Origin of the sequence: Algoriphagus boritolerans DSM 17298 = JCM 18970 (assembly GCF_900108085.1) — a bacterium.
In the GTDB taxonomy this organism is placed as follows: Bacteria; Bacteroidota; Bacteroidia; order Cytophagales; family Cyclobacteriaceae; genus Algoriphagus; species Algoriphagus boritolerans.
Map to the genome: position 1 here is coordinate 24,702 of NZ_FNVR01000019.1, position 17,767 is coordinate 42,468.

The window sequence follows — 17,767 nt, forward strand, 5'->3', positions numbered from 1 at the left end:
TTTAATTTAACTCTACAATTACTAATGTAGGATTCAATTCTTCCTCAGCACTATTGCTGAATTGTGTTTCTGAATAAAAATAAAAAAGATTTTTTGATAAATCTATTGGTTTTAACATTTTAGGATCTCCGTTTTTATCTATTAGGCCTTCAATAATGTTAATTCCTGTTTTGTTTATCAGGTCATACATAAACAACATTCTCTTGTTTTCTCTGTCATATTCACAAAATAAATAGGATGATGAGGTAAAAATATTGTATATGTTAATATTTTTAAAATCATCACTTGAGAATGTTGGTCCTTCAAATTCTAATCTTAATGCTGGTAAAATAGAATTATCTACGATTTGATAAAGAGTATCTCTCAAAAATTTCTCATTAATAAGAACAGGAGTATATAAATATGCTCCTGTTTGATTTTGCGAAATATAAAGCTTGGTTGTAAAACCTACGGTTTTTCTGTCAATTATCTGCTCAGTTCGAAACAATGTGCTATCTATCAATTCCAAAGATTTATTCATTTTATATAAAAAAGTTTCTTTAGAAGCCCATGAATTCATTTTTGCCCCATCTTTTTTTGTAATTACTAATAGTTCTCCGTTCAATACACTCAAAAAATTGACGAAAAAAGGCAGATTTTTTTCTTTAATAAACTCGAAATCTTTGGAATAAATTTGAAGTTTGTTGACTGAACCTAAATAGATCAGCCCTGCTTCTTCATCAATTTCAATCGAATACGCTCTGGTATATTCTCCTGGCCCATCTCCAATTTTTCCTAACTTTCTAATAAATTTCCCTTCAGAGTCAAAAATTAGAACCCTTCCACTAACATCTCTAATTAAAATGTGTCTATTAAATACTTTAAGTTCTAAAATAGAGGATATATACGACCCTATTTTGGTTTCTAAGGGAACATATTTAATAGATTTAATATAATCTTCCAATAAAACCTTTTCTGACGCTTTGGAAACTTTAATGGTTAAGATTTCAGAAGGTTCTGAATTTGTACAGCTATGAAATATCAACAATATAATAATTATTGATATAGAAATACGCTTTTCTCCTAGGTGTAAGAAATTAATCGAAGGCATATATAATGTTTCAAAATGGGCCACCCTAAAACAGGTGACCCATTAATAATTAATCCGGTTATAAGATTGATTAGGCCGCAATACAAGCTGCAGTTTCACCTTCGGCACAACCCGCATCTTCTTCTGGGTCGCCATCAGTCATAACTGTAAATGTTGGACCATTATTACATGAACATTGATAAAATGTCCCTCCAAAAACCGATGCCATTTGGCTCCGGTCAAGTTGCTCCTCTGGTAAAATTTCCATTTTTACTAAACTTAACTTTTTCATTTTTGCAATTGTTTATTGTTGTTGTTTCTTTGGACATTTGAGTCAGCCAAGGACTCTGACTATTCATCGCGATTGAATTTCTTTTCTGACTTATCAGTTTTCTTATTGTAAAACATAGTACAAGTCGTCCACCGCATAAGCAGGAGGCAATTCACACCCATTGATGAAAATCGTGGGTGTATGGATAATCTGCTCCTTTACTGCCCAGTCCAGCATGGATTTGATTTTAGATTCCTGCTTTGCTTAATTAGCTTCCCCTTTTCGTCCAAAAACTCGACCCAATCCTCGGAAACTTGAGACAAGCAAGTGAAATAGGGGTATGGATTTTGGCCGATCTGAACCACACAGGGCAAGGGAAGCTGATCCAATTTATCTTCCCCGACTTGGAGGGCAAGATTTTCGATTTTGTACTCAGTCAAGGTATCTGAGATAGCCAAAAGAGTCTCCGGTTCCGGGTGTGTGCTCAATTTTTCCACCAGAAAACGCGGTGTAAAAGGGACTCCCAAGGACCTTAATGAGCTTTTACAAACTATCAAACAGTTATCCATTGCCATGAAATAAAAATTGACTAAAATTTTGTCGTTCAAAATGATTGAATAAATTTGAACAATACGATCTGAAAAGACTATACCGTATTTACTAAAATTGAGTAAATTTTTACTAAGCCAATTAACCTTTTAACCCATGGAACTAGGCCATCATCTCAAGAGAGCGAGAGAATCCAAACGGATGAGTCAACAGGAAGTAGCGGAGTTTTTGGGCGTTTCGCAAAAGACCTTGTCCAATATGGAGAGTGGAAAAACCCAACCAACTGTTATGCAATTAGCTAAGTTAGGAGAACTTTACGACTTGGATATGTTAAAATTATTATCCAAAAATGGGATACATTTATCCCCCCCCGCAATCCAACTGAAGTGGAAAAAGAATTAGAGAGGCTGAAAGAAATGCTGGGGAAGATGGTTAAAAAATGATAGTTTAGACCTGGCAGGTTTTTGAAACCTGGCAGGTCTTTCTTTTCTTCAAACCTTATAGCCAAACCTGCAAATCAATCCGAACTGCGGAAGAATCCAGCTACAAAAACGGAATCTTAGGCTCTCACTGGATTTACCTGACAAATCCCTCAAAGTTACTTCGACTCACGACATTCGTCTGATGATTGGGATAAGACTGTAGGAAGGAAGCAGGAAATCGGACCTTTTTATCCTTCCATTTCAATTCAAATGCATGAAGGATTCCATCAGTTTCCTCGAGGTAATCAATCTCAGCCTGATCGTGTGTCCGCCAAAAGTAGCTGTTGACAAATCTTCCGGCGTAGGAATTAGCTTTCAACCGCTCTGAGATCAGGAAATTTTCCCATAAGGTACCTTTATCCATCCTCATCTCCGGAAAGGTGAAATTATTGATCAGCACGTTACGTATGCCATTGTCGTGGAAGTAATATTTCTTCCCTTTTTTGATTTCATTTCTCAAATTCCGGTTGAAAGTAGGAAGTTTGAAAACGACGAATGCCTTCTCCAATAAATCCAGGTACTTCTCTACAGTTGCGGTATCAATGTTTCCGATGATTTGGGCTAATTCATGATAGCTTACCTCACTGCCCACTTGAAATGCCAGTGCTTTTAAGAGTTTTTCCAAATGGCTTGGTTTACGGATGCCATCCAACTTCAGTACATCTTTGTAGAGATAGCTTTGGGTTATTTCGATCAGTAGTTCTTTTTCATTTCCCGGGTTAGTGACCACATCAGGATAGAATCCAAAAATTAGACGCGTGTCAAGTAAACGTTTGGCCTCCAAGGGAGATGTGTGATTCTCTGTTTCCACATAACTTATTGGATGAAGATGAAAGGTTTTCTTTCTGCCAGTAAGGGGCTCTGAGGTTTGATCTTGAAGATCAAATGCAGAGGAACCTGTTACAATCATTTGAATGTCAGGTCGATTGTCATAAATTAGCTTTAGTTTCTTCCCGATATCAGGAATTTGCTGGGCTTCATCAATGATCACCAGTCTCGAATCTGTACCGATAAGTTGTATCAATTGGGTGCTCGTAACCGCATAAGTAAAAGCTTCCAAAATATCAGCTTCATCTGCATTGAACCAGGTATACGATGAATTGATCACTTTGACCAATTCTTTCAATAGGGTGGTTTTGCCAACCTGCCGAGCTCCCAAAAGTAGAATCACTTTGCCTTGGAAACAGCTTTGGATTAGCTTTTCTGATAGTTTGCGATTGATCATTTCTGTTGATTTGAAATTAAAATTGCTCAATGTTTAGATTATAATCTAAAAATTAGGCCTAAAATTTAGATTAAAATTTAAATATTTGGCCAAAATGGGGATTCCAACAGCCTAAACCACCGCAGACTAGCCAAACGACTGCTCGTTTGACCCTTTCCAAAAAAAGCTAGTTGAGATCGAAAAGAAGCAAAGCAACTGAAGAAAATGCTCGGGAAGATGATCAAAAAATGATAGTTCAGACCTGTCAGGTTTTAAAAACCTGACAGGTCTTATTTCTAAAACAACCTAAAATCCTTAAGCTGCTCTACAAACATCATGGCACTCGATGGAGAAAGAATCAGAATAAAGATGATCCCAAAAATCGCCCCATACAGGTGCGCATCGTGATTGATATTGTCCCCGCCTTGTTGCCCTTTGACATAGGAATAAATTAGAAATAGTACCCCAAGGATAAATCCGGGAAGGCAGATGATACCAAAAAAGCAAATGTCCGAAAGCGGCATGATCACAATACTGGCAAATACGGTAGCAGCCGTGCCGCCGGAAGCTCCCAGTGCCCGATAGTAGCTGTCATCCTGATGCTTTCTGTAAGTAGGTAAATCAGATATGACTATTCCCAAAATGTAAAAAATCACAAACAGAACTCCACCCAGAATAATACCAAACTTGTACTTCAAAAACATTTCCACCACACCACCAAAGAAGTAGAAAGTGAACATGTTGAAAAGCAAGTGCATGTAGTCCTTGTGGATAAAACCCGACAGGACAAATCGATCCCACTGGTTGCGATGCCTGATCCGATAGGGCATAAACATCCACCGTACCATCATCTCCGGCCGATTAAATGCAAGAATACTCGTGAGCGCCGTGATAGCGATGAGGATAACGGTCAGGGATACTTCCATGGCTTATTTTTCCCGGTGAATCAGATCTTGTGTGATGGAATAGAGCGCTTGATAATATTCTCGATTGGTGTATTGGATGCCTTCCAGCTGAACAAAGCCTGCTTCAAAGTAGGAGTTCATTTTAGCTTCTGTGAGTGATTTGATTCCAAGTTTTTCATAAAGCGTCCGAACTGCTGCCACTTTTTCCACTTTATCGAATTCTTTTAGCGAAAGCCAACGATTCAATTCCTCCGCATCCTTTCCTTTGGCAAGTTCCAATGCTTTTATCAGTAGAAATGTCTTTTTATTCGAAATGATATCTCCACCGACCTGCTTTCCGAATTTTGCCTGATCGGCAAAGACATCCAACAAATCATCTTTGAGCTGAAAGCCAACTCCGATATTCACTCCAAATTCATAGAGTTTTTCCGCATCACCTTTTTTGGCTCCTGCCAATATAGCTCCGAGTTGCAAGGCAAAACCTAACAAAACGGCTGTTTTGAGACGAATCATGTTGAGGTATTCGTTTTCATGCACGGTATGATAGGCTTCGAAATTCATGTCGAACTGCTGCCCTTCGCAGACTTCCGCGGCTGTTTTGTTGAAAAGGCGAATGACTTCAGGAAGGAGTTTGGGATCAGTCCCCAAAAGCAAATCATAGGCTCTGACCAGCATGACATCACCGGAGAGTATCCCAATGTTTGCATTCCATTTTTCATGAACGGTCGCCTTTCCTCTTCTCAGAGGAGCTTGGTCCATGATGTCGTCGTGCATCAGTGTAAAATTGTGAAAAACCTCCACCGCAGCTGCCTGACTCAATATTTCTTCGGGATTTTTACCATAAAGCCCATACGCCAAAAGCGAAAGAAGCGGTCTGATCCGCTTCCCTCCGAGACTCATGATGTAGGTGATGGGTTCGTAAAGTTCACTGGGTGATTTTCCGTAACTGTGGGAAGTAATATGATGCTCAAGCTTAGTTAAAAGGGCGTGAGCGAGGCTTTTTTCTGTCATTAGCTGCAAATTCCAAATCGATAGTTCTTCGGTCAATGTCGGTATTAACTACCCTGACCATTACTTTGTCACCCAAAGTGATCATTTTTTTATTTTTGCTCCCTACCAGTCGCATATTTCGCTGATCGAATTCATAGTAATCGTCATCCATGTCCTGGACTCGGATCATTCCCTCGCACTTGGTTTCTGTGATTTCCACAAAAACTCCCCACTCGGTCACGCCACTCACGATGCCTTCGTAATCCTTCTGCTCCGCAAGAGACATGTATTCGACCTGTTTGTATTTGATCGAAGCGCGCTCGGCATCTGCGGCACGTTTTTCCCGCTCTGAGGAATGAAGGCACTTCTGTTCCCAAGATTCGGCTTCAGGAGATTTGCCTCCGTCCAGATAGTGCTCCAAAAGCCGGTGCACCATCATATCCGGATAGCGACGAATCGGCGAGGTGAAATGCGTATAGTGCGCAAATGCCAATCCAAAGTGCCCTTTGGGCTCGGTGGTGTATTTGGCTTTAGCCATGCTTCGGATTGCGAGTTGTTCCAAGACATTTTGTTCGGGCTTGCCTTGGATTTCTTCCATCAATTTGTTTAGGGATGTCGAGATTTTCTGGACATTGGTCACGTCCATTTGGTGGCCAAAACGCTTCGCAAATCCTGAGAAAGTCTCCAATCGATCCAGATCCGGACTGTCGTGGGTTCGATACACAAAGGTATCCATCCCGTTGTTTTTCTTGAAAATGAATTCTGCCACATACTTATTGGCCAAGAGCATAAACTCCTCGATCAGCTTGTGGATGTCTTTTCGTTCTTTGACAAAAAGTCCAAGTGGCTTACCGGCTTCATCCAATTTGAATTTGACTTCAACGGTTTCAAAGTTGACCGCACCCTGGTCGAACCGCTTCTTTCGGATTTTTTTCGCCAGATCATTGAGCAAAGTCAATTCTTTGTAGAAATCTCCTGACTGTGTATCGATGCATTCCTGCGCTTCTTCGTAGGTATACCTTCGATCAGAGTGAATGACTGTTCTCCCGATCCAATATTTGAGTACGTTCGCATTCTGATCCAGTTCGAATACGCAGGCAAAAGTCAACTTATCTTCTTTTGGACGAAGGGAGCATAATCCATTGCTGAGTCGTTCGGGAAGCATCGGAATTGTCCGATCGACGAGATAAACAGAGGTGGCTCGGTGGAACGCTTCTTTTTCCAAGGCAGTCTTTGGCTTGACATAGTGGGTCACATCGGCGATGTGGACACCGACTTCCAAGTTTCCGTTTTCCAATTCCCGATAGGAGATCGCATCATCAAAATCCTTGGCATCCGCCGGATCGATAGTGAAGGTGGTGACGCCTCGGAAGTCTTTTCGAGCTTTGACTTCCTTGTCGGTGATTTTATCTGAAATCGCATTGGCTTCGGCATCAGGCTCTTGTGGATATTCAAAGGGAAGTCCAAATTCTGCCATGATGGAGTGGATTTCCACTTCGTGCAAACCTGCTTTTCCCAAGACCCGTATGACTTTTCCCGTTGGGTTTTTGTCGTCCTCACGCCATTCGGTCAGTTTGACGATGACTTTTTCGTTGTGTTCGGCTCCCATAAGATCGCCACGATGCACGAAGATGTCCTTGTGCATCTTTTTGAAATCGGGCACGACGAATGCAAAACGGGGAGATATCTCCACCCGCCCGACGAATTCATCCCGGTTGCGTTCTATGATTTCAAGTACCCGACCTTCGGTTCGGCCGGTTTTCCCTTTGAGAGGAAAAAGCATCACTCGGACCTTATCGCCATCCAGTGCTTGCTTGAGGTCGGCTTCTTTAACCAAGATATCTCCATCAGCCACTTCCGGATTATCCGGAACGATGAATGCAAAGCGTGGATTTACAAAGTCGACTGTTCCAGTGATGAAGGAAGGATCCTTGGTCGAGCTGAAATAGTTTCGTGAATTTCTGGATACAGCTCCTGATTCGACCAATTGTTGAAGAATCGGATCGACTCCCCCTTTAAGGAGGGAGTCGCGGATTTCCAGTTTTTTGGTGATCTGTTTGGAATTGAATTCTTCTCCGTAGTTGGATTCTAAAAATTGAAGGATTCGGCGCGCCAAGTTTGCAGCGTCATCGGATGGTCTTCTAACTTTATTTTTTGAGTTTTTTCGTTCTGGTTTTCTTCCCATGATTTGGGGTGTTTTTTAATAAGGTAAAAAAGATTTAGATGCATTTAACATTAATCTTTGTGATCTTTTTTTGAATCTTCTGAATGGGCAATTTCAATTTCCAATTCATCGAGTTGTGGATGCATGGCCATGTAGATACGGGCTGTCACCTCTACATCACGGAGGCAGTATTTTTTGATTTTCTCAAGGTCGTTTTCATGATAAAATGTACTGTTGACCTGACTTCCGTCGATTCCGTCTTTCGATGTCGGTATTCCAAAAACTGCTGCCAAAAGCTCCAGGCGGGTGTAATGCTTGTAGTCGCCAAATTTCCACATCTCCATGGTGTCCAAGTGACGGACCTCCCAAGGTTTTTTGCCTGCAATCTGAAGGGGTTCAGGTAGGGGTATTCCCTGAATCAGCATTCTCCGGCAAAGATAGGGAAAGTCAAACTCCTTTCCGTTATGTGCACAAAGCACCCACTTTTTTTTGTTTAATAAGTCCTTTAGTGCCAAAAGAAGTTCCCGCTCGTCCGAATCTCCAAATATTTTGGACCGAAAAATCAATTTCTTGTCCTTCTTTTTGGTTTGGAAAAAACCGACACCAACGCAAATCACCTGTCCAAATTCAGCGTGAATGCCCGCCCGATCAAAATATAAAGACCCTGGAATAAGCTCAACTTGGCTTTCCATTCGGATCAGGAGTTCTTTTTTGATCCACTCCTCCTGAAGCCTCGGGTCAAGTTCCTCAAATTTTTCAGTTTGTGAGGCCGTCTCAATATCCAAAAACAAAATGTCGCTGAGTTGATCAAAAAAGTCTGCCATTTGGTCAAAGTTTAGCTGTGAAGGATTCCCTCCAATCCGAGTTCCGGGATTTTGCGGAGGTGGGCAGGTTCAAAACTGCCTGAAGTAAAGATAAACTTTTTGTCAAAAATCTGATCCAGAATGTAGTAGCTCACCCAAAATTCATTGGTCAGTTGAAAGACTGAAGGATTGATTGCTTCCACTTTGGCGACTGATTCCGATCCTAATTCCTCGATTACATGACGGAGCGTGGAGGTTTGTCGTTTTTCTCCATCCAATATTCCGTAACCTTTGGAAGTGATCATGACTGTCTTCAATTCGATCAAGTTGAGGTTGATAATGTAGACATTCCATTCAATGCCGTTTGGTGTTTCGATTTTAGCTATGGCTAACTTCACTCCTGTCACCGGTGAAAAATCGATGTCTTTTTTCATTATTGTACTTTTAAAAGAGATCTTCTTATTCTATCTCTAACTATCTTATCTCGCAGGCCCGCAGCAAATCTCCATTTATCTCGCGAAGCGTATATCTATCTATTTCGCCAGCATATTTCGCGAAGCCTATCTCTATATTATCTCGCAAAGCCTATCTCTTATTTCGCGCAGCATATCTTTTTAAATAATCTCCATTTCAAATAAGTCCCGAAGATGTCCTTTTACCCGTTCTTTTGCCTCAGCTTCATCAATTGGTCTTCCCAATTCCAAATGAAGGGAAGTCACTGCTTTGTCGTCAATGCCGCAGGGAATGATATGAGCGAAGTAGCTGAGGTCCACATTCAGGTTGAATGCAAAACCATGCATGGTCACCCAGCGGCTGGACTTGACACCCATCGCGCAGATTTTCCGTGGGTTGATTTGCTTGTCGTGATCCAGCCAAACCCCGGTTAATCCATCAATTCGGCCAGTCGGAATTCCATAGTCCGCCAAAGTCAGTATGATCGCTTCCTCAAGCAGTCGCAGGTATTTGTGAATGTCGGTGAAGAAATTGTCCAAATCGAGAATAGGATAGCCGACCAGTTGTCCTGGGCCGTGATAGGTGATGTCTCCACCTCGATTGATTTTGTAATAGCTGGCCTCATGCTTTTCAAGTCCTGATTCGTCCAACAGGAGGTTTTCAGGCTTCCCGCTTTTGCCCAGGGTATATACATGAGGATGTTCGACGAAAAGCAGGTGATTGGGTGTTGCGGCCTGTTCTGTAGGAGGGAGGCTGCGGTTTTTGATTTTAAGCGCTACTGTTTCTGCAAAAATCGCCTCTTGAAAATCCCAAGCCTCTTGGTAATCCATCCGGCCCAGATCTCGGAATTTTACGGTTTTATTGATAATTTCGTTCATGTGTTATCCTTTCGGAATTCACTTTTAAACAGCGCTTTTGGCTGTGACGTTCTTCGACTTTTCAAAATTAATCAAATAAACATGGCAGAACACAATGACAACGGAAGACTCGCAGAGCAGCTTGCAGCAGATTGGCTGGTGAGCAAAGGGTATGAACTTTTGGATACCAACTATCGGCACGGTCATGCAGAGCTAGATCTCGTCATGAAATTTAATGGTTTGCTGATTTTTATCGAAGTGAAATTCAGGTCAGGAACAGGCTTTGGCTTTGCCGAGGAGTTTGTGGATTCAACCAAGAAAAAGCTTTTGGTCAAAGCTGCGGATCATTACATCTATGAAAAAGATTGGCATAAAGACATCCGTTTTGATATTGTGGGCGTCTACAGGGATCGGAATGGGACGATTAACTTCAGACACTTTGAAGACGCCTTTTACTAGGGCAACAGGTAAATTCCGAGAAAAAGAATCAGATGTCCTTTCGGTAGATTAAGTTACCGTCCTTATCCCATTCGGCCCGGATGTAGGGGCGGAAATTTTTAGTATAGGGCTCCTCCTGATATTGAATTTCACGTTTGCGGATAGCTTTCTCATTGTTCGTGTCCCAATATTCCGTCCAAAGGCCCACTTTTTCGCCATACTTGTATTCTCCGGTTACGGCAATTTGCTGATCCTCGTGAAAATAAAAGTAGTTTCCTTCCTCGAGGCCGTATTGGATCGGGATGATTTCTTCAATGGATTTCGATTCCTGATTGTAATAAGTGATCCTGGATTCCCGTGGCCAGCCTTCCGAATAGTGATTTTTGTCCTGAAGGACATTGTTATCATCAAAGAGCATCCAGGTTTTATGCTTGGTGCCGTAATAGAACATCCCACTTTCTACGACTGTCTCATTGACAATTCGCTCATACGGTCCATGAAGAAGGTAACCACTTCCTCTTGTATAGCCGGAGGTTTTGATGGCTCGCTCTTTAGGATTATACCAGTAGACGTCCCGAATGTAAGGATCGGGATTTCGTTCCGCATCCGTGTAGTTGAAATATTCATAATAAGACTGTCCTCGGATCTCACGACGGGTAAAGCCACGCTGTGTCTTGATTCCAAACCAGATATTTTTTCTGGCCTTTTTCTTCTTTTCCTTTTTCTCATCTTTTTCTTTTTCCTCATCAAAAAGCAGTAAGGGAGCGATGGATGGGAGTAAGGCAGAATTGACTACGCCCGTAGAATCCGGATCAGACTTTTCCTCGGCATTTTTATTTTGGGCAAAAGCTAGTTTGCCTGAAACAAATAAAAGAATAAGAAAAACCAATAATCTCCTGCTCATAGAATGAAAAACGGTAGTTTTTGCTAACTATTTTGTCCAAAAATAACATTAAAGCATCAATTCTCCCGTATTGTTTAGATTTTATAAACTTCTGCCTATTTTTGAGGAATTTGTAAAATAATCACATAAAAAATGAATTCTATTCTATCAGATCGCGTCTTGAATATGGAGGAGTCCGCTACCTTGGCTATGGCAAAAAAAGCCCGGGAGCTGAAATCTCAAGGTATTGACATCATCAGCCTGAGCTTGGGGGAGCCGGATTTTAAGACGCCTCAGCACATTCAGGATGCAGCCAAGGCAGCAATTGATGAAGGAAAATACTTTTGGTACTCACCTGTGGCGGGATACCAGGATCTGAGAGAAGCGATTGCAAAAAAGCTTCGGGAGGAAAATGAAATCTCTGCTGCAAAAGCTGAACATATTGTCGTTTCCACCGGGGCAAAGCATTCAATTGCCAATGTGTTCATGTGCCTGATCAATGAAGGGGACGAAGTGGTTATTTTTTCACCGTATTGGGTGAGCTATGCCGAAATTATCAAGTTGGCAGGCGGAGTTCCCATCCTCATCGAAGGTACCTTGGAGAATAACTTCAAAGCTACAGCAGCCCAGCTCGAAGCAGCCGTAACTCCAAAAACCAAAGCGGTAATTTATTCCTCACCCTGTAATCCGACCGGATCGGTTTTCTCCAAAACTGAACTTGAAGCCATTGCTGAAGTGGTCAAAAAGCATCCAAGCATGATGGTGATTGCCGATGAGATCTACGAATTGATCAATTTTGTGGGTAGAAATTACAGCATTGCATCCTTCCCCGGGATGTTTGAGCGTACGATCACTGTCAATGGATTCTCAAAAGGTTACGCAATGACGGGCTGGAGAGTAGGTTATATCTGTGCACCCTTAGAGATTGCTAAGGCCTGCGAAAAAATCCAAGGCCAATTCACTTCCGGTGGCACAGGCATCGCTCAGCGGGCTGCTTTGGCCGGGATCTCCGGTGATCAAGGTCCCTCTAAAGCCATGGCTGAAGCCTATCTGAGAAGAAGAAATTTGGTTTTGGACTTGATTCAAGACATTCCCGGAATCAAAACCCATATTCCGGAAGGCGCATTTTATTTCTTCCCGGATGTGAGTGCTTTCTTCGGTAAGTCCGCACATGGGTATGAAGTAAAAACTGCCGACGACCTTTGTCTTTATTTGTTGGCTATCGCAAATGTTTCCCTGGTGACAGGAGAAGCTTTCGGCGCACCTAGCTGCATCCGATTGTCCTATGCGGCATCGGATGAAGAATTGGTGGAAGCAATGAAACGAATCAAAAAGGCATTGGGCGAACTGGCTTAAATTCAACAGGACATCAACAGCGGCCCGGATGAAAGTTCGGGCTATTTTTTTGCCTAGGAAGAAAGGCTTAATTTTGATCAAAATCCCAATACATGGCAGAAGTACTGGTAATCACCCCGGTGAAAAATTCAATCGAAACAACCCTTGACACGGCTAGTGCAATCGCTGCGTCAAACGTCTCTGTCCGGCATATTATATTCAATGATTTCAGTACAGCAGAAACCAAATCAAGCCTTGAAGATCACCAATCCAAGATCGGGTACGAATTAATTCACATCGAAGACCTCACGGATCATCCTTCGCCGAACTATAAGCTTGTTTTGCAGCTAGCGCAAAAGATGGCTTTGGAAGCGGGATTACCCTTGCTGGTAGTCGAATCAGATGTGGTAATCAAGCATGATACGATTTCAAGTTTGCTTTCTCAGCAAGTTAAAAGTGCAAAATCCGGTTTGGTTGGATCAGTCACAGTGGATGAAGCAGGTGTAGTAAATTTTCCGTATCTAAAATTTAAAGGTGTAAAAGAATCAGTGATCAGGACACATCGTAGTCTGAGTTTTTGCTGTACACTTTTTACGCTGAATTTTCTGAAAAGCTATGATTTTGCCGGTTTGGATGAGGCAAAAGATTGGTATGATACCTTTATTTCCAAAAAGTCAATTGAGTTGGGTTTTGAAAACTATGTCCTGATGAATGCGCCGGTTTGGCATCGACCGCATGCCAGTCGGCCTTGGAAGCAACTGAAATACACCAATCCTCTGAAATACTACTTTTTGAAATTCTGGAAGGGGTTAGATAAGATTTAATTACAGCCTACCGAGCCATTTGAGCAAGGTATTGTAGGGTTTGGACCAAGTTCGCTGGAAACGAAGGGGGCCATTCAGCTCCCTCTCAAAAAATTCAGGATGTTTGGCGTTGAGGTAAGCAATTCGTTCCCGCTTTTTCTGATTTGTACCTGTTTTTTTTCTTTTGCTTCCCGCATGAATCCGGTAAAAAAAACCAATGAAGGGTAGCTTTACGACTTTACCTCCATTCTTAAGGAGTTTTATCCAAAACTCCCAATCCTCTCGGCCCATTTTCATGTCTTCAGAGAAACCATCGACTTTTTCCCAATCTGATTTCCGGAAAAGTGAGCAGGCAAAGATCATATTATCCCTTGCCAAGAGATTAAGGCTAAAAGGCTTGAGTTTCCATGGTTTGGTGCCAAAATCTCCAAATTTTACTGCCTCACAATAGACAACTTTTGTCTCAGGGTCTAAATCAAGAACTTCGGCAGCCTTGGCTAGATAGTGTTCGGATATTAAATCATCAGCGCCCAATGGGAAGAGATAAATTCCTTTTGCAGCACTGCATCCTGTATTTAAAGCGGCTGATACGCCGGCATTTTCCTGAGAAATCACTTTTAATTCGGGATGAATCACCGCAAGAGAGTCCGCTATTGCAAGCGAAGAGTCCGTAGAACCATCATTTACGACAATTACTTCCAATGGGCGATGCAAGGATGCAAGTGATGAGCGGATGGTTTCCTCTAGATATTTTTCCCCATTATATACAGGTATCACCACTGTAATTAGAGAATCAGACATTATTGAAAGAATTTTTCGAATTCATTTACAGGCTGCTTCATGGCCAGATTGTTATCCCCAAATCGACGTGTCACATAACCTTCCTCTTTCAGGATTGTCAATGCTAAGTGATAGTCTTCTTCGGATAGGCCTGCATTTTCAAATACAACAACTTTGGGTTGATGCTTTTTCAAGTCAAAAATTCGGATCACCTCCAAATCAAAACCCTCAGCATCAATTTGCAATAAATCGATGTTTTTAATACCAAACTCCCGGATTAGACTTTCTGGGGATATCACCCTGACCTCTTCCTGACTGATCCATTTTGATTTGTCTTGAGGAATAGTCTCACCATATTTTTTGCAGTTGTAGGCTACGATTCCGTTGTCAAATGCCTTGAGAACTTGCTCTTTGGAAAATGAGGAAAGGCCAGTTGCCCATCGGGTAGAGGAAAATCCGATTTTATACATCGGAAGTGTTCCGTCTTCAGGTCCTATCGCGGCGTTTAGCACGGTTATTCCCGTATTTTTGGAATAGATTTTCTGAGTAAATTCGGTAAACACAAAATTCTGAGGCTCAAGAAGCACTCCTTTCCAATTATCTCTCTTAATAAACTTATGAATCGGATCATTACTTATTCCATCATTTGCTCCGATCTGTATTACTGTAAAATCCCCTTTTTTAGAAAGCGAGTAAGTGCTTAAAAATTCGCTTAGACTCCCCTTTTTAGGTGAATACAGGTACCGATAAAACCCTAAAAAAAGTGGGCTTTGAGTAGCACTTAAATGGAATCGATACTTTTTCCATTGATTTTGAATTCTTCGTTTAAGTGACAAATTTGGGGTTGACACGGTTGATTGATAGGTTTAGTTTGGACAATAAAATCAGTATAACCAAAATTACAAACGGATTTAAAATTTAATTAAACGCTGTATTTCAAAAGTTAGTACAAATTTTTGGATGATTTTGTCAATCTCAGAAAGGCCTTAAATTACCCAAATTTCGTGTTTTTCAACTGAAGATTCCAAGAAAAAGCCCATCAATCGGTATCATTTGTTTCAGGTAAAGTTATTTGAATCATTTGGCTGAATACTTGTTGTGAGCCTGCTTGGCGAAAGTCAGGTATCTTATCAGTATCAATGGGAATAAATATTCTACCGGGCTTATGAAGCGACTCCTGTTTTTTTCACTTTTTATTCTTCTTTCTGGGCGACAAATGGCCCAGACAAAAGGAATAGATACTACCTATATCAAGGAGTTTCCTCAAACGCTGGCCGTCCGTTCTTATATTTCCAGAAAATTCACAAATCTTGATTTTGGCAATCAGGCCGGATTATATGAACCTAATAGCGGATTGAATATGGGGTTGGGATTTACTTTTCAAAAATTCACCCTCAATGTAGCTGTGCCTGTCTCTTTTTTGAATCCCAATCGAAAAGAAGAATGGCCAAGGTTCTTGGACCTGCAGGCCCATATTTATCCCAATATGTGGATTGTTGACATTTTTGCACAGTTCTACAACGGGTATTATATTAAAAATCATGAGGGGTCTGGGGAAGATTATCTCCGAAAGGATATCAAAGTTGTCAAGCTCGGAGCGAATGTAAATTATTTGATCAATGGCGACAGACTTTCCTTTGAAGCAGCATTTCATCAGACTTCTATTCAAAAGAAATCTGCCTTCTCACCGATGGTAGGATTCGAGGCTTATCGAGTCAGAATAAGTGCGGACTCGCTTGTCGTTCCGCATGATTCCCCAATTCCGGGAAATTATACCAGAGGAGATTTTTACCAAATTGGTCCCAATGTGGGCTTAGCGGGGAGCTTAGTGTTTGGCAAAGGATTCTTTCTCACAGGTGCGGCCGCTTACAACTTAGGAATCGGTTTTTCAAAAGCAGAAAAAGATAAAGAAACGAGACAAGCAGACTTGTTGTCAGGATATTTTCTTAGAGGTTTTGGAGGATATAACGGGGAGCGATTTTCAATAAGTGGGAGTTATCTATATAAGAATCTAAACCTTGCAAACCAGCAGGATATTACTCAGTCCACCACTACAGGAAACTACCGCATACACCTAATTTATAAAATAAATCCTGGGCCAAAATTCACTAAAACCTACACGAAATTTAATCCCAAAAATATTATCACAAGGATTTTTGGTTAAGCACCCTCGAAATATCCTCTCTTTTTATTTTTAGCTTTGGTCAACCAAAAACCATCCAAATTTTATGACTGACTCATTTGGGATTATTCAATCATTACAAAAAATAGGTTTAAAATCTGAAAACTTAGGATCCTCTACCGGGCAAAACTGGCTGAAATCGGCCGAAACTATGCTTTCCTCATTTTCACCAGCTGACGGACAGCTCATTGCACAAGTCCAATTTTCCGATGCTGAAACCTATGAGTCCATCCTGGCACAGGCTCAACTTGCCTTTGAAAAGTGGAGACTTGTACCTGCCCCGCAACGTGGAGAGATCGTACGTGAAATCGGGAATGCACTTCGTGAAGTGAAGGCGGATCTGGGTAAGCTCGTTTCTTATGAAATGGGAAAATCCTATCAGGAAGGGCTTGGTGAAGTACAGGAAATGATTGATATCTGTGACTTTGCGGTGGGACTTTCCCGCCAACTCTATGGCCTGACCATGCACTCGGAGCGTCCCGGTCACCGGATGTACGAGCAGTGGCATCCGCTTGGGATTGTCGGGATCATTTCAGCTTTTAACTTTCCGGTGGCCGTTTGGTCGTGGAATGCCGCCTTGGCATGGGTTTGTGGTGATGTTTGTGTATGGAAACCTTCCGAAAAAGCGCCGCTCTCAGGAGTTGCTTGCCAGTTGATTGCTGCTAGAGTTTTTGCAAAACATGGCATGCCTGAGGGGATATCGAATCTGATCATCGGAGATTATCGGATCGGCGAATTGATGTCCCATGACCCTCGAATTCCCCTAGTTTCCGCAACAGGATCTACTAGAATGGGAAAATTAGTAGGAAAAGCAGTAGGCGAGCGTTTGGGTAGATCCTTGCTCGAACTTGGAGGAAACAATGCCATCATCATTACCGAAAATGCCGATTTGGAAATTGCTATCCGTGGAGCACTTTTTGGTGCAGTGGGGACAGCCGGACAGCGATGTACTACTACCCGCCGATTGATTATTCAGGAGAGCGTGTACGATGAGGTCAAAAGTAGATTGGCCTCAGCATATACGAAATTGGTCATTGGCAATCCACTTGATGAAAAGAATCACGTAGGGCCACTGATCGATCAGGATGCAGTGAAAAATTACCTTTCCGCTATCGAAAAAGTAAAAGCTGAAGGAGGAAAGGCTGTGGTTGAAGGAGGAGTGTTGTCAGGAGAAGGATATGAGTCGGGCTGCTATGTGAAGCCGGCAATCTATGAAGCCGAAAACCACTTTGAAATCGTGCAGCACGAGACCTTTGCCCCGATTCTATACTTGATCAAGTACAGCACTTTGCCTGAAGCTATTGCGTTGCAAAATGGAGTGCCTCAGGGGCTTTCCTCAGCCATCATGACTACCCATATCCGTGAAGCTGAGGCCTTCCTGTCAGCGGCAGGCTCGGATTGTGGCATCGCCAATGTGAACATCGGAACATCAGGAGCTGAGATTGGGGGAGCCTTTGGCGGAGAAAAAGAAACCGGTGGAGGACGTGAATCCGGATCAGATGCATGGAAAGCCTACATGCGAAGACAGACCAATACCATCAATTACTCCACTTCACTGCCTTTGGCACAAGGGATTAAGTTTGATATTTGATTTTCTCG

19 protein-coding genes are annotated in these 17,767 nt (G+C 42.0%); 6 read left to right on the forward strand and 13 right to left on the reverse strand.

Features of this window, described 5'->3' with window-relative positions; genetic code table 11:
• Nucleotide 1 precedes the first annotated feature (1 nt).
• From C4S61_RS15030 to C4S61_RS15040, 3 genes are all read right to left on the reverse strand, one after another.
• Complete coding sequence (locus tag C4S61_RS15030; protein WP_103925629.1) at nt 2–1,090, reverse strand: 6-bladed beta-propeller; 1,089 nt, start codon at nt 1,088–1,090, stop codon at nt 2–4.
• A gap of 70 nt (nt 1,091–1,160) precedes the next feature.
• Nucleotides 1,161–1,361 carry a TIGR04149 family rSAM-modified RiPP gene (locus tag C4S61_RS15035; RefSeq protein WP_103925630.1) on the reverse strand — a complete coding sequence of 67 codons (201 nt, stop codon included), beginning with the start codon at nt 1,359–1,361 and terminating at the stop codon, nt 1,161–1,163.
• Nucleotides 1,362–1,558: 197 nt separating this feature from the next.
• Nucleotides 1,559–1,915: a cysteine peptidase family C39 domain-containing protein gene (locus tag C4S61_RS15040; RefSeq protein ID WP_146064421.1), complete on the reverse strand. Its 357-nt coding sequence runs from the start codon at nt 1,913–1,915 to the stop codon at nt 1,559–1,561.
• 130 nt (nt 1,916–2,045) lie between these two features.
• Between C4S61_RS15040 and C4S61_RS15045 the strand changes: the two genes are divergently transcribed.
• Nucleotides 2,046–2,291: a helix-turn-helix domain-containing protein gene (locus C4S61_RS15045; protein ID WP_103925632.1), complete on the forward strand. Its 246-nt coding sequence runs from the start codon at nt 2,046–2,048 to the stop codon at nt 2,289–2,291.
• 174 nt (nt 2,292–2,465) lie between these two features.
• On the opposite strand, the gene C4S61_RS15050 is transcribed toward C4S61_RS15045, so the two are convergent.
• The 7 genes from C4S61_RS15050 to lipB all read right to left on the reverse strand — a co-directional run bounded on the left by C4S61_RS15050 (nt 2,466) and on the right by lipB (nt 9,768).
• Nucleotides 2,466–3,596 carry an ATP-binding protein gene (locus tag C4S61_RS15050; RefSeq protein ID WP_103925633.1) on the reverse strand — a complete coding sequence of 377 codons (1,131 nt, stop codon included), beginning with the start codon at nt 3,594–3,596 and terminating at the stop codon, nt 2,466–2,468.
• Nucleotides 3,597–3,871: 275 nt separating this feature from the next.
• On the reverse strand, nt 3,872–4,501 hold the full coding sequence (locus C4S61_RS15055) for a rhomboid family intramembrane serine protease (protein WP_103925634.1): 630 nt from the start codon (nt 4,499–4,501) through the stop codon (nt 3,872–3,874).
• A 3-nt stretch (nt 4,502–4,504) separates the two neighbouring features.
• On the reverse strand, nt 4,505–5,491 hold the full coding sequence (locus C4S61_RS15060) for a polyprenyl synthetase family protein (RefSeq protein ID WP_103925635.1): 987 nt from the start codon (nt 5,489–5,491) through the stop codon (nt 4,505–4,507).
• The gene (gene rnr, locus C4S61_RS15065) at nt 5,454–7,655 is read right to left on the reverse strand and encodes a ribonuclease R (RefSeq protein ID WP_103925636.1); all 2,202 of its coding nucleotides are present in this window, start codon (nt 7,653–7,655) and stop codon (nt 5,454–5,456) included. The genes C4S61_RS15060 and rnr overlap by 38 nt, the downstream gene beginning before the upstream one ends.
• 50 nt (nt 7,656–7,705) lie before the next feature.
• The gene (locus tag C4S61_RS15070) at nt 7,706–8,458 is read right to left on the reverse strand and encodes a 3'-5' exonuclease (protein ID WP_103925637.1); all 753 of its coding nucleotides are present in this window, start codon (nt 8,456–8,458) and stop codon (nt 7,706–7,708) included.
• Nucleotides 8,459–8,469: 11 nt separating this feature from the next.
• Entirely contained in the window at nt 8,470–8,871 is a 402-nt protein-coding gene (locus tag C4S61_RS15075; protein ID WP_103925638.1) for a hypothetical protein, read from the reverse strand.
• Between the two features lie 180 nt (nt 8,872–9,051).
• Nucleotides 9,052–9,768: a lipoyl(octanoyl) transferase LipB gene (gene lipB, locus C4S61_RS15080; RefSeq protein WP_103925639.1), complete on the reverse strand. Its 717-nt coding sequence runs from the start codon at nt 9,766–9,768 to the stop codon at nt 9,052–9,054.
• A gap of 81 nt (nt 9,769–9,849) precedes the next feature.
• Between lipB and C4S61_RS15085 the strand changes: the two genes are divergently transcribed.
• Nucleotides 9,850–10,206 carry a YraN family protein gene (locus C4S61_RS15085; protein ID WP_103925640.1) on the forward strand — a complete coding sequence of 119 codons (357 nt, stop codon included), beginning with the start codon at nt 9,850–9,852 and terminating at the stop codon, nt 10,204–10,206.
• Nucleotides 10,207–10,234: 28 nt separating this feature from the next.
• On the opposite strand, the gene C4S61_RS15090 is transcribed toward C4S61_RS15085, so the two are convergent.
• Nucleotides 10,235–11,089, reverse strand: coding sequence for a toxin-antitoxin system YwqK family antitoxin (locus C4S61_RS15090; RefSeq protein ID WP_103925641.1), 855 nt, complete (start codon nt 11,087–11,089; stop codon nt 10,235–10,237).
• Between the two features lie 132 nt (nt 11,090–11,221).
• Here C4S61_RS15090 and C4S61_RS15095 point away from each other — a divergent pair, with 132 nt between their 5' ends.
• Both C4S61_RS15095 and C4S61_RS15100 read left to right on the forward strand, forming a co-directional pair.
• Nucleotides 11,222–12,424, forward strand: coding sequence for a pyridoxal phosphate-dependent aminotransferase (locus C4S61_RS15095; RefSeq protein ID WP_103925642.1), 1,203 nt, complete (start codon nt 11,222–11,224; stop codon nt 12,422–12,424).
• A 92-nt stretch (nt 12,425–12,516) separates the two neighbouring features.
• Nucleotides 12,517–13,227 (forward strand): glycosyltransferase family A protein, encoded by a 711-nt coding sequence (locus C4S61_RS15100; protein ID WP_103925643.1) that lies wholly within the window; start codon nt 12,517–12,519, stop codon nt 13,225–13,227.
• Here C4S61_RS15100 and C4S61_RS15105 read toward each other — a convergent pair whose 3' ends face one another.
• Both C4S61_RS15105 and C4S61_RS15110 read right to left on the reverse strand, forming a co-directional pair.
• The gene (locus C4S61_RS15105) at nt 13,228–14,007 is read right to left on the reverse strand and encodes a glycosyltransferase family 2 protein (protein WP_103925644.1); all 780 of its coding nucleotides are present in this window, start codon (nt 14,005–14,007) and stop codon (nt 13,228–13,230) included.
• The gene (locus C4S61_RS15110) at nt 14,007–14,822 is read right to left on the reverse strand and encodes an FkbM family methyltransferase (RefSeq protein ID WP_235010023.1); all 816 of its coding nucleotides are present in this window, start codon (nt 14,820–14,822) and stop codon (nt 14,007–14,009) included. Before C4S61_RS15110 ends, C4S61_RS15105 begins: the two co-directional genes overlap by 1 nt.
• 329 nt (nt 14,823–15,151) lie before the next feature.
• Between C4S61_RS15110 and C4S61_RS15115 the strand changes: the two genes are divergently transcribed.
• A complete protein-coding gene (locus C4S61_RS15115) occupies nt 15,152–16,150 on the forward strand; it encodes a DUF4421 domain-containing protein (RefSeq protein WP_146064422.1) in 999 nt (332 codons plus the stop codon).
• 64 nt (nt 16,151–16,214) lie between these two features.
• Nucleotides 16,215–17,759 carry an L-piperidine-6-carboxylate dehydrogenase gene (amaB, locus tag C4S61_RS15120; protein WP_103925647.1) on the forward strand — a complete coding sequence of 515 codons (1,545 nt, stop codon included), beginning with the start codon at nt 16,215–16,217 and terminating at the stop codon, nt 17,757–17,759.
• The last annotated feature ends 8 nt before the right edge of the window (nt 17,760–17,767 follow it).

Coding starts and splice junctions, on each gene's coding strand:
- C4S61_RS15070 (WP_103925637.1), bottom strand. CDS start 8,458: ATGGCAGACTTTTTTGATCAACTCAGCGACATTTTGTTTTTGGATATT.
- C4S61_RS15075 (WP_103925638.1), bottom strand. CDS start 8,871: ATGAAAAAAGACATCGATTTTTCACCGGTGACAGGAGTGAAGTTAGCC.
- C4S61_RS15085 (WP_103925640.1), top strand. CDS start 9,850: ATGGCAGAACACAATGACAACGGAAGACTCGCAGAGCAGCTTGCAGCA.
- C4S61_RS15040 (WP_146064421.1), bottom strand. CDS start 1,915: ATGGCAATGGATAACTGTTTGATAGTTTGTAAAAGCTCATTAAGGTCC.
- lipB (WP_103925639.1), bottom strand. CDS start 9,768: ATGAACGAAATTATCAATAAAACCGTAAAATTCCGAGATCTGGGCCGG.
- C4S61_RS15095 (WP_103925642.1), top strand. CDS start 11,222: ATGAATTCTATTCTATCAGATCGCGTCTTGAATATGGAGGAGTCCGCT.
- C4S61_RS15050 (WP_103925633.1), bottom strand. CDS start 3,596: ATGATCAATCGCAAACTATCAGAAAAGCTAATCCAAAGCTGTTTCCAA.
- C4S61_RS15035 (WP_103925630.1), bottom strand. CDS start 1,361: ATGAAAAAGTTAAGTTTAGTAAAAATGGAAATTTTACCAGAGGAGCAA.
- rnr (WP_103925636.1), bottom strand. CDS start 7,655: ATGGGAAGAAAACCAGAACGAAAAAACTCAAAAAATAAAGTTAGAAGA.
- C4S61_RS15090 (WP_103925641.1), bottom strand. CDS start 11,089: ATGAGCAGGAGATTATTGGTTTTTCTTATTCTTTTATTTGTTTCAGGC.
- C4S61_RS15060 (WP_103925635.1), bottom strand. CDS start 5,491: ATGACAGAAAAAAGCCTCGCTCACGCCCTTTTAACTAAGCTTGAGCAT.
- C4S61_RS15055 (WP_103925634.1), bottom strand. CDS start 4,501: ATGGAAGTATCCCTGACCGTTATCCTCATCGCTATCACGGCGCTCACG.
- C4S61_RS15105 (WP_103925644.1), bottom strand. CDS start 14,007: ATGTCTGATTCTCTAATTACAGTGGTGATACCTGTATATAATGGGGAA.
- amaB (WP_103925647.1), top strand. CDS start 16,215: ATGACTGACTCATTTGGGATTATTCAATCATTACAAAAAATAGGTTTA.
- C4S61_RS15030 (WP_103925629.1), bottom strand. CDS start 1,090: ATGCCTTCGATTAATTTCTTACACCTAGGAGAAAAGCGTATTTCTATA.
- C4S61_RS15045 (WP_103925632.1), top strand. CDS start 2,046: ATGGAACTAGGCCATCATCTCAAGAGAGCGAGAGAATCCAAACGGATG.
- C4S61_RS15100 (WP_103925643.1), top strand. CDS start 12,517: ATGGCAGAAGTACTGGTAATCACCCCGGTGAAAAATTCAATCGAAACA.
- C4S61_RS15115 (WP_146064422.1), top strand. CDS start 15,152: ATGAAGCGACTCCTGTTTTTTTCACTTTTTATTCTTCTTTCTGGGCGA.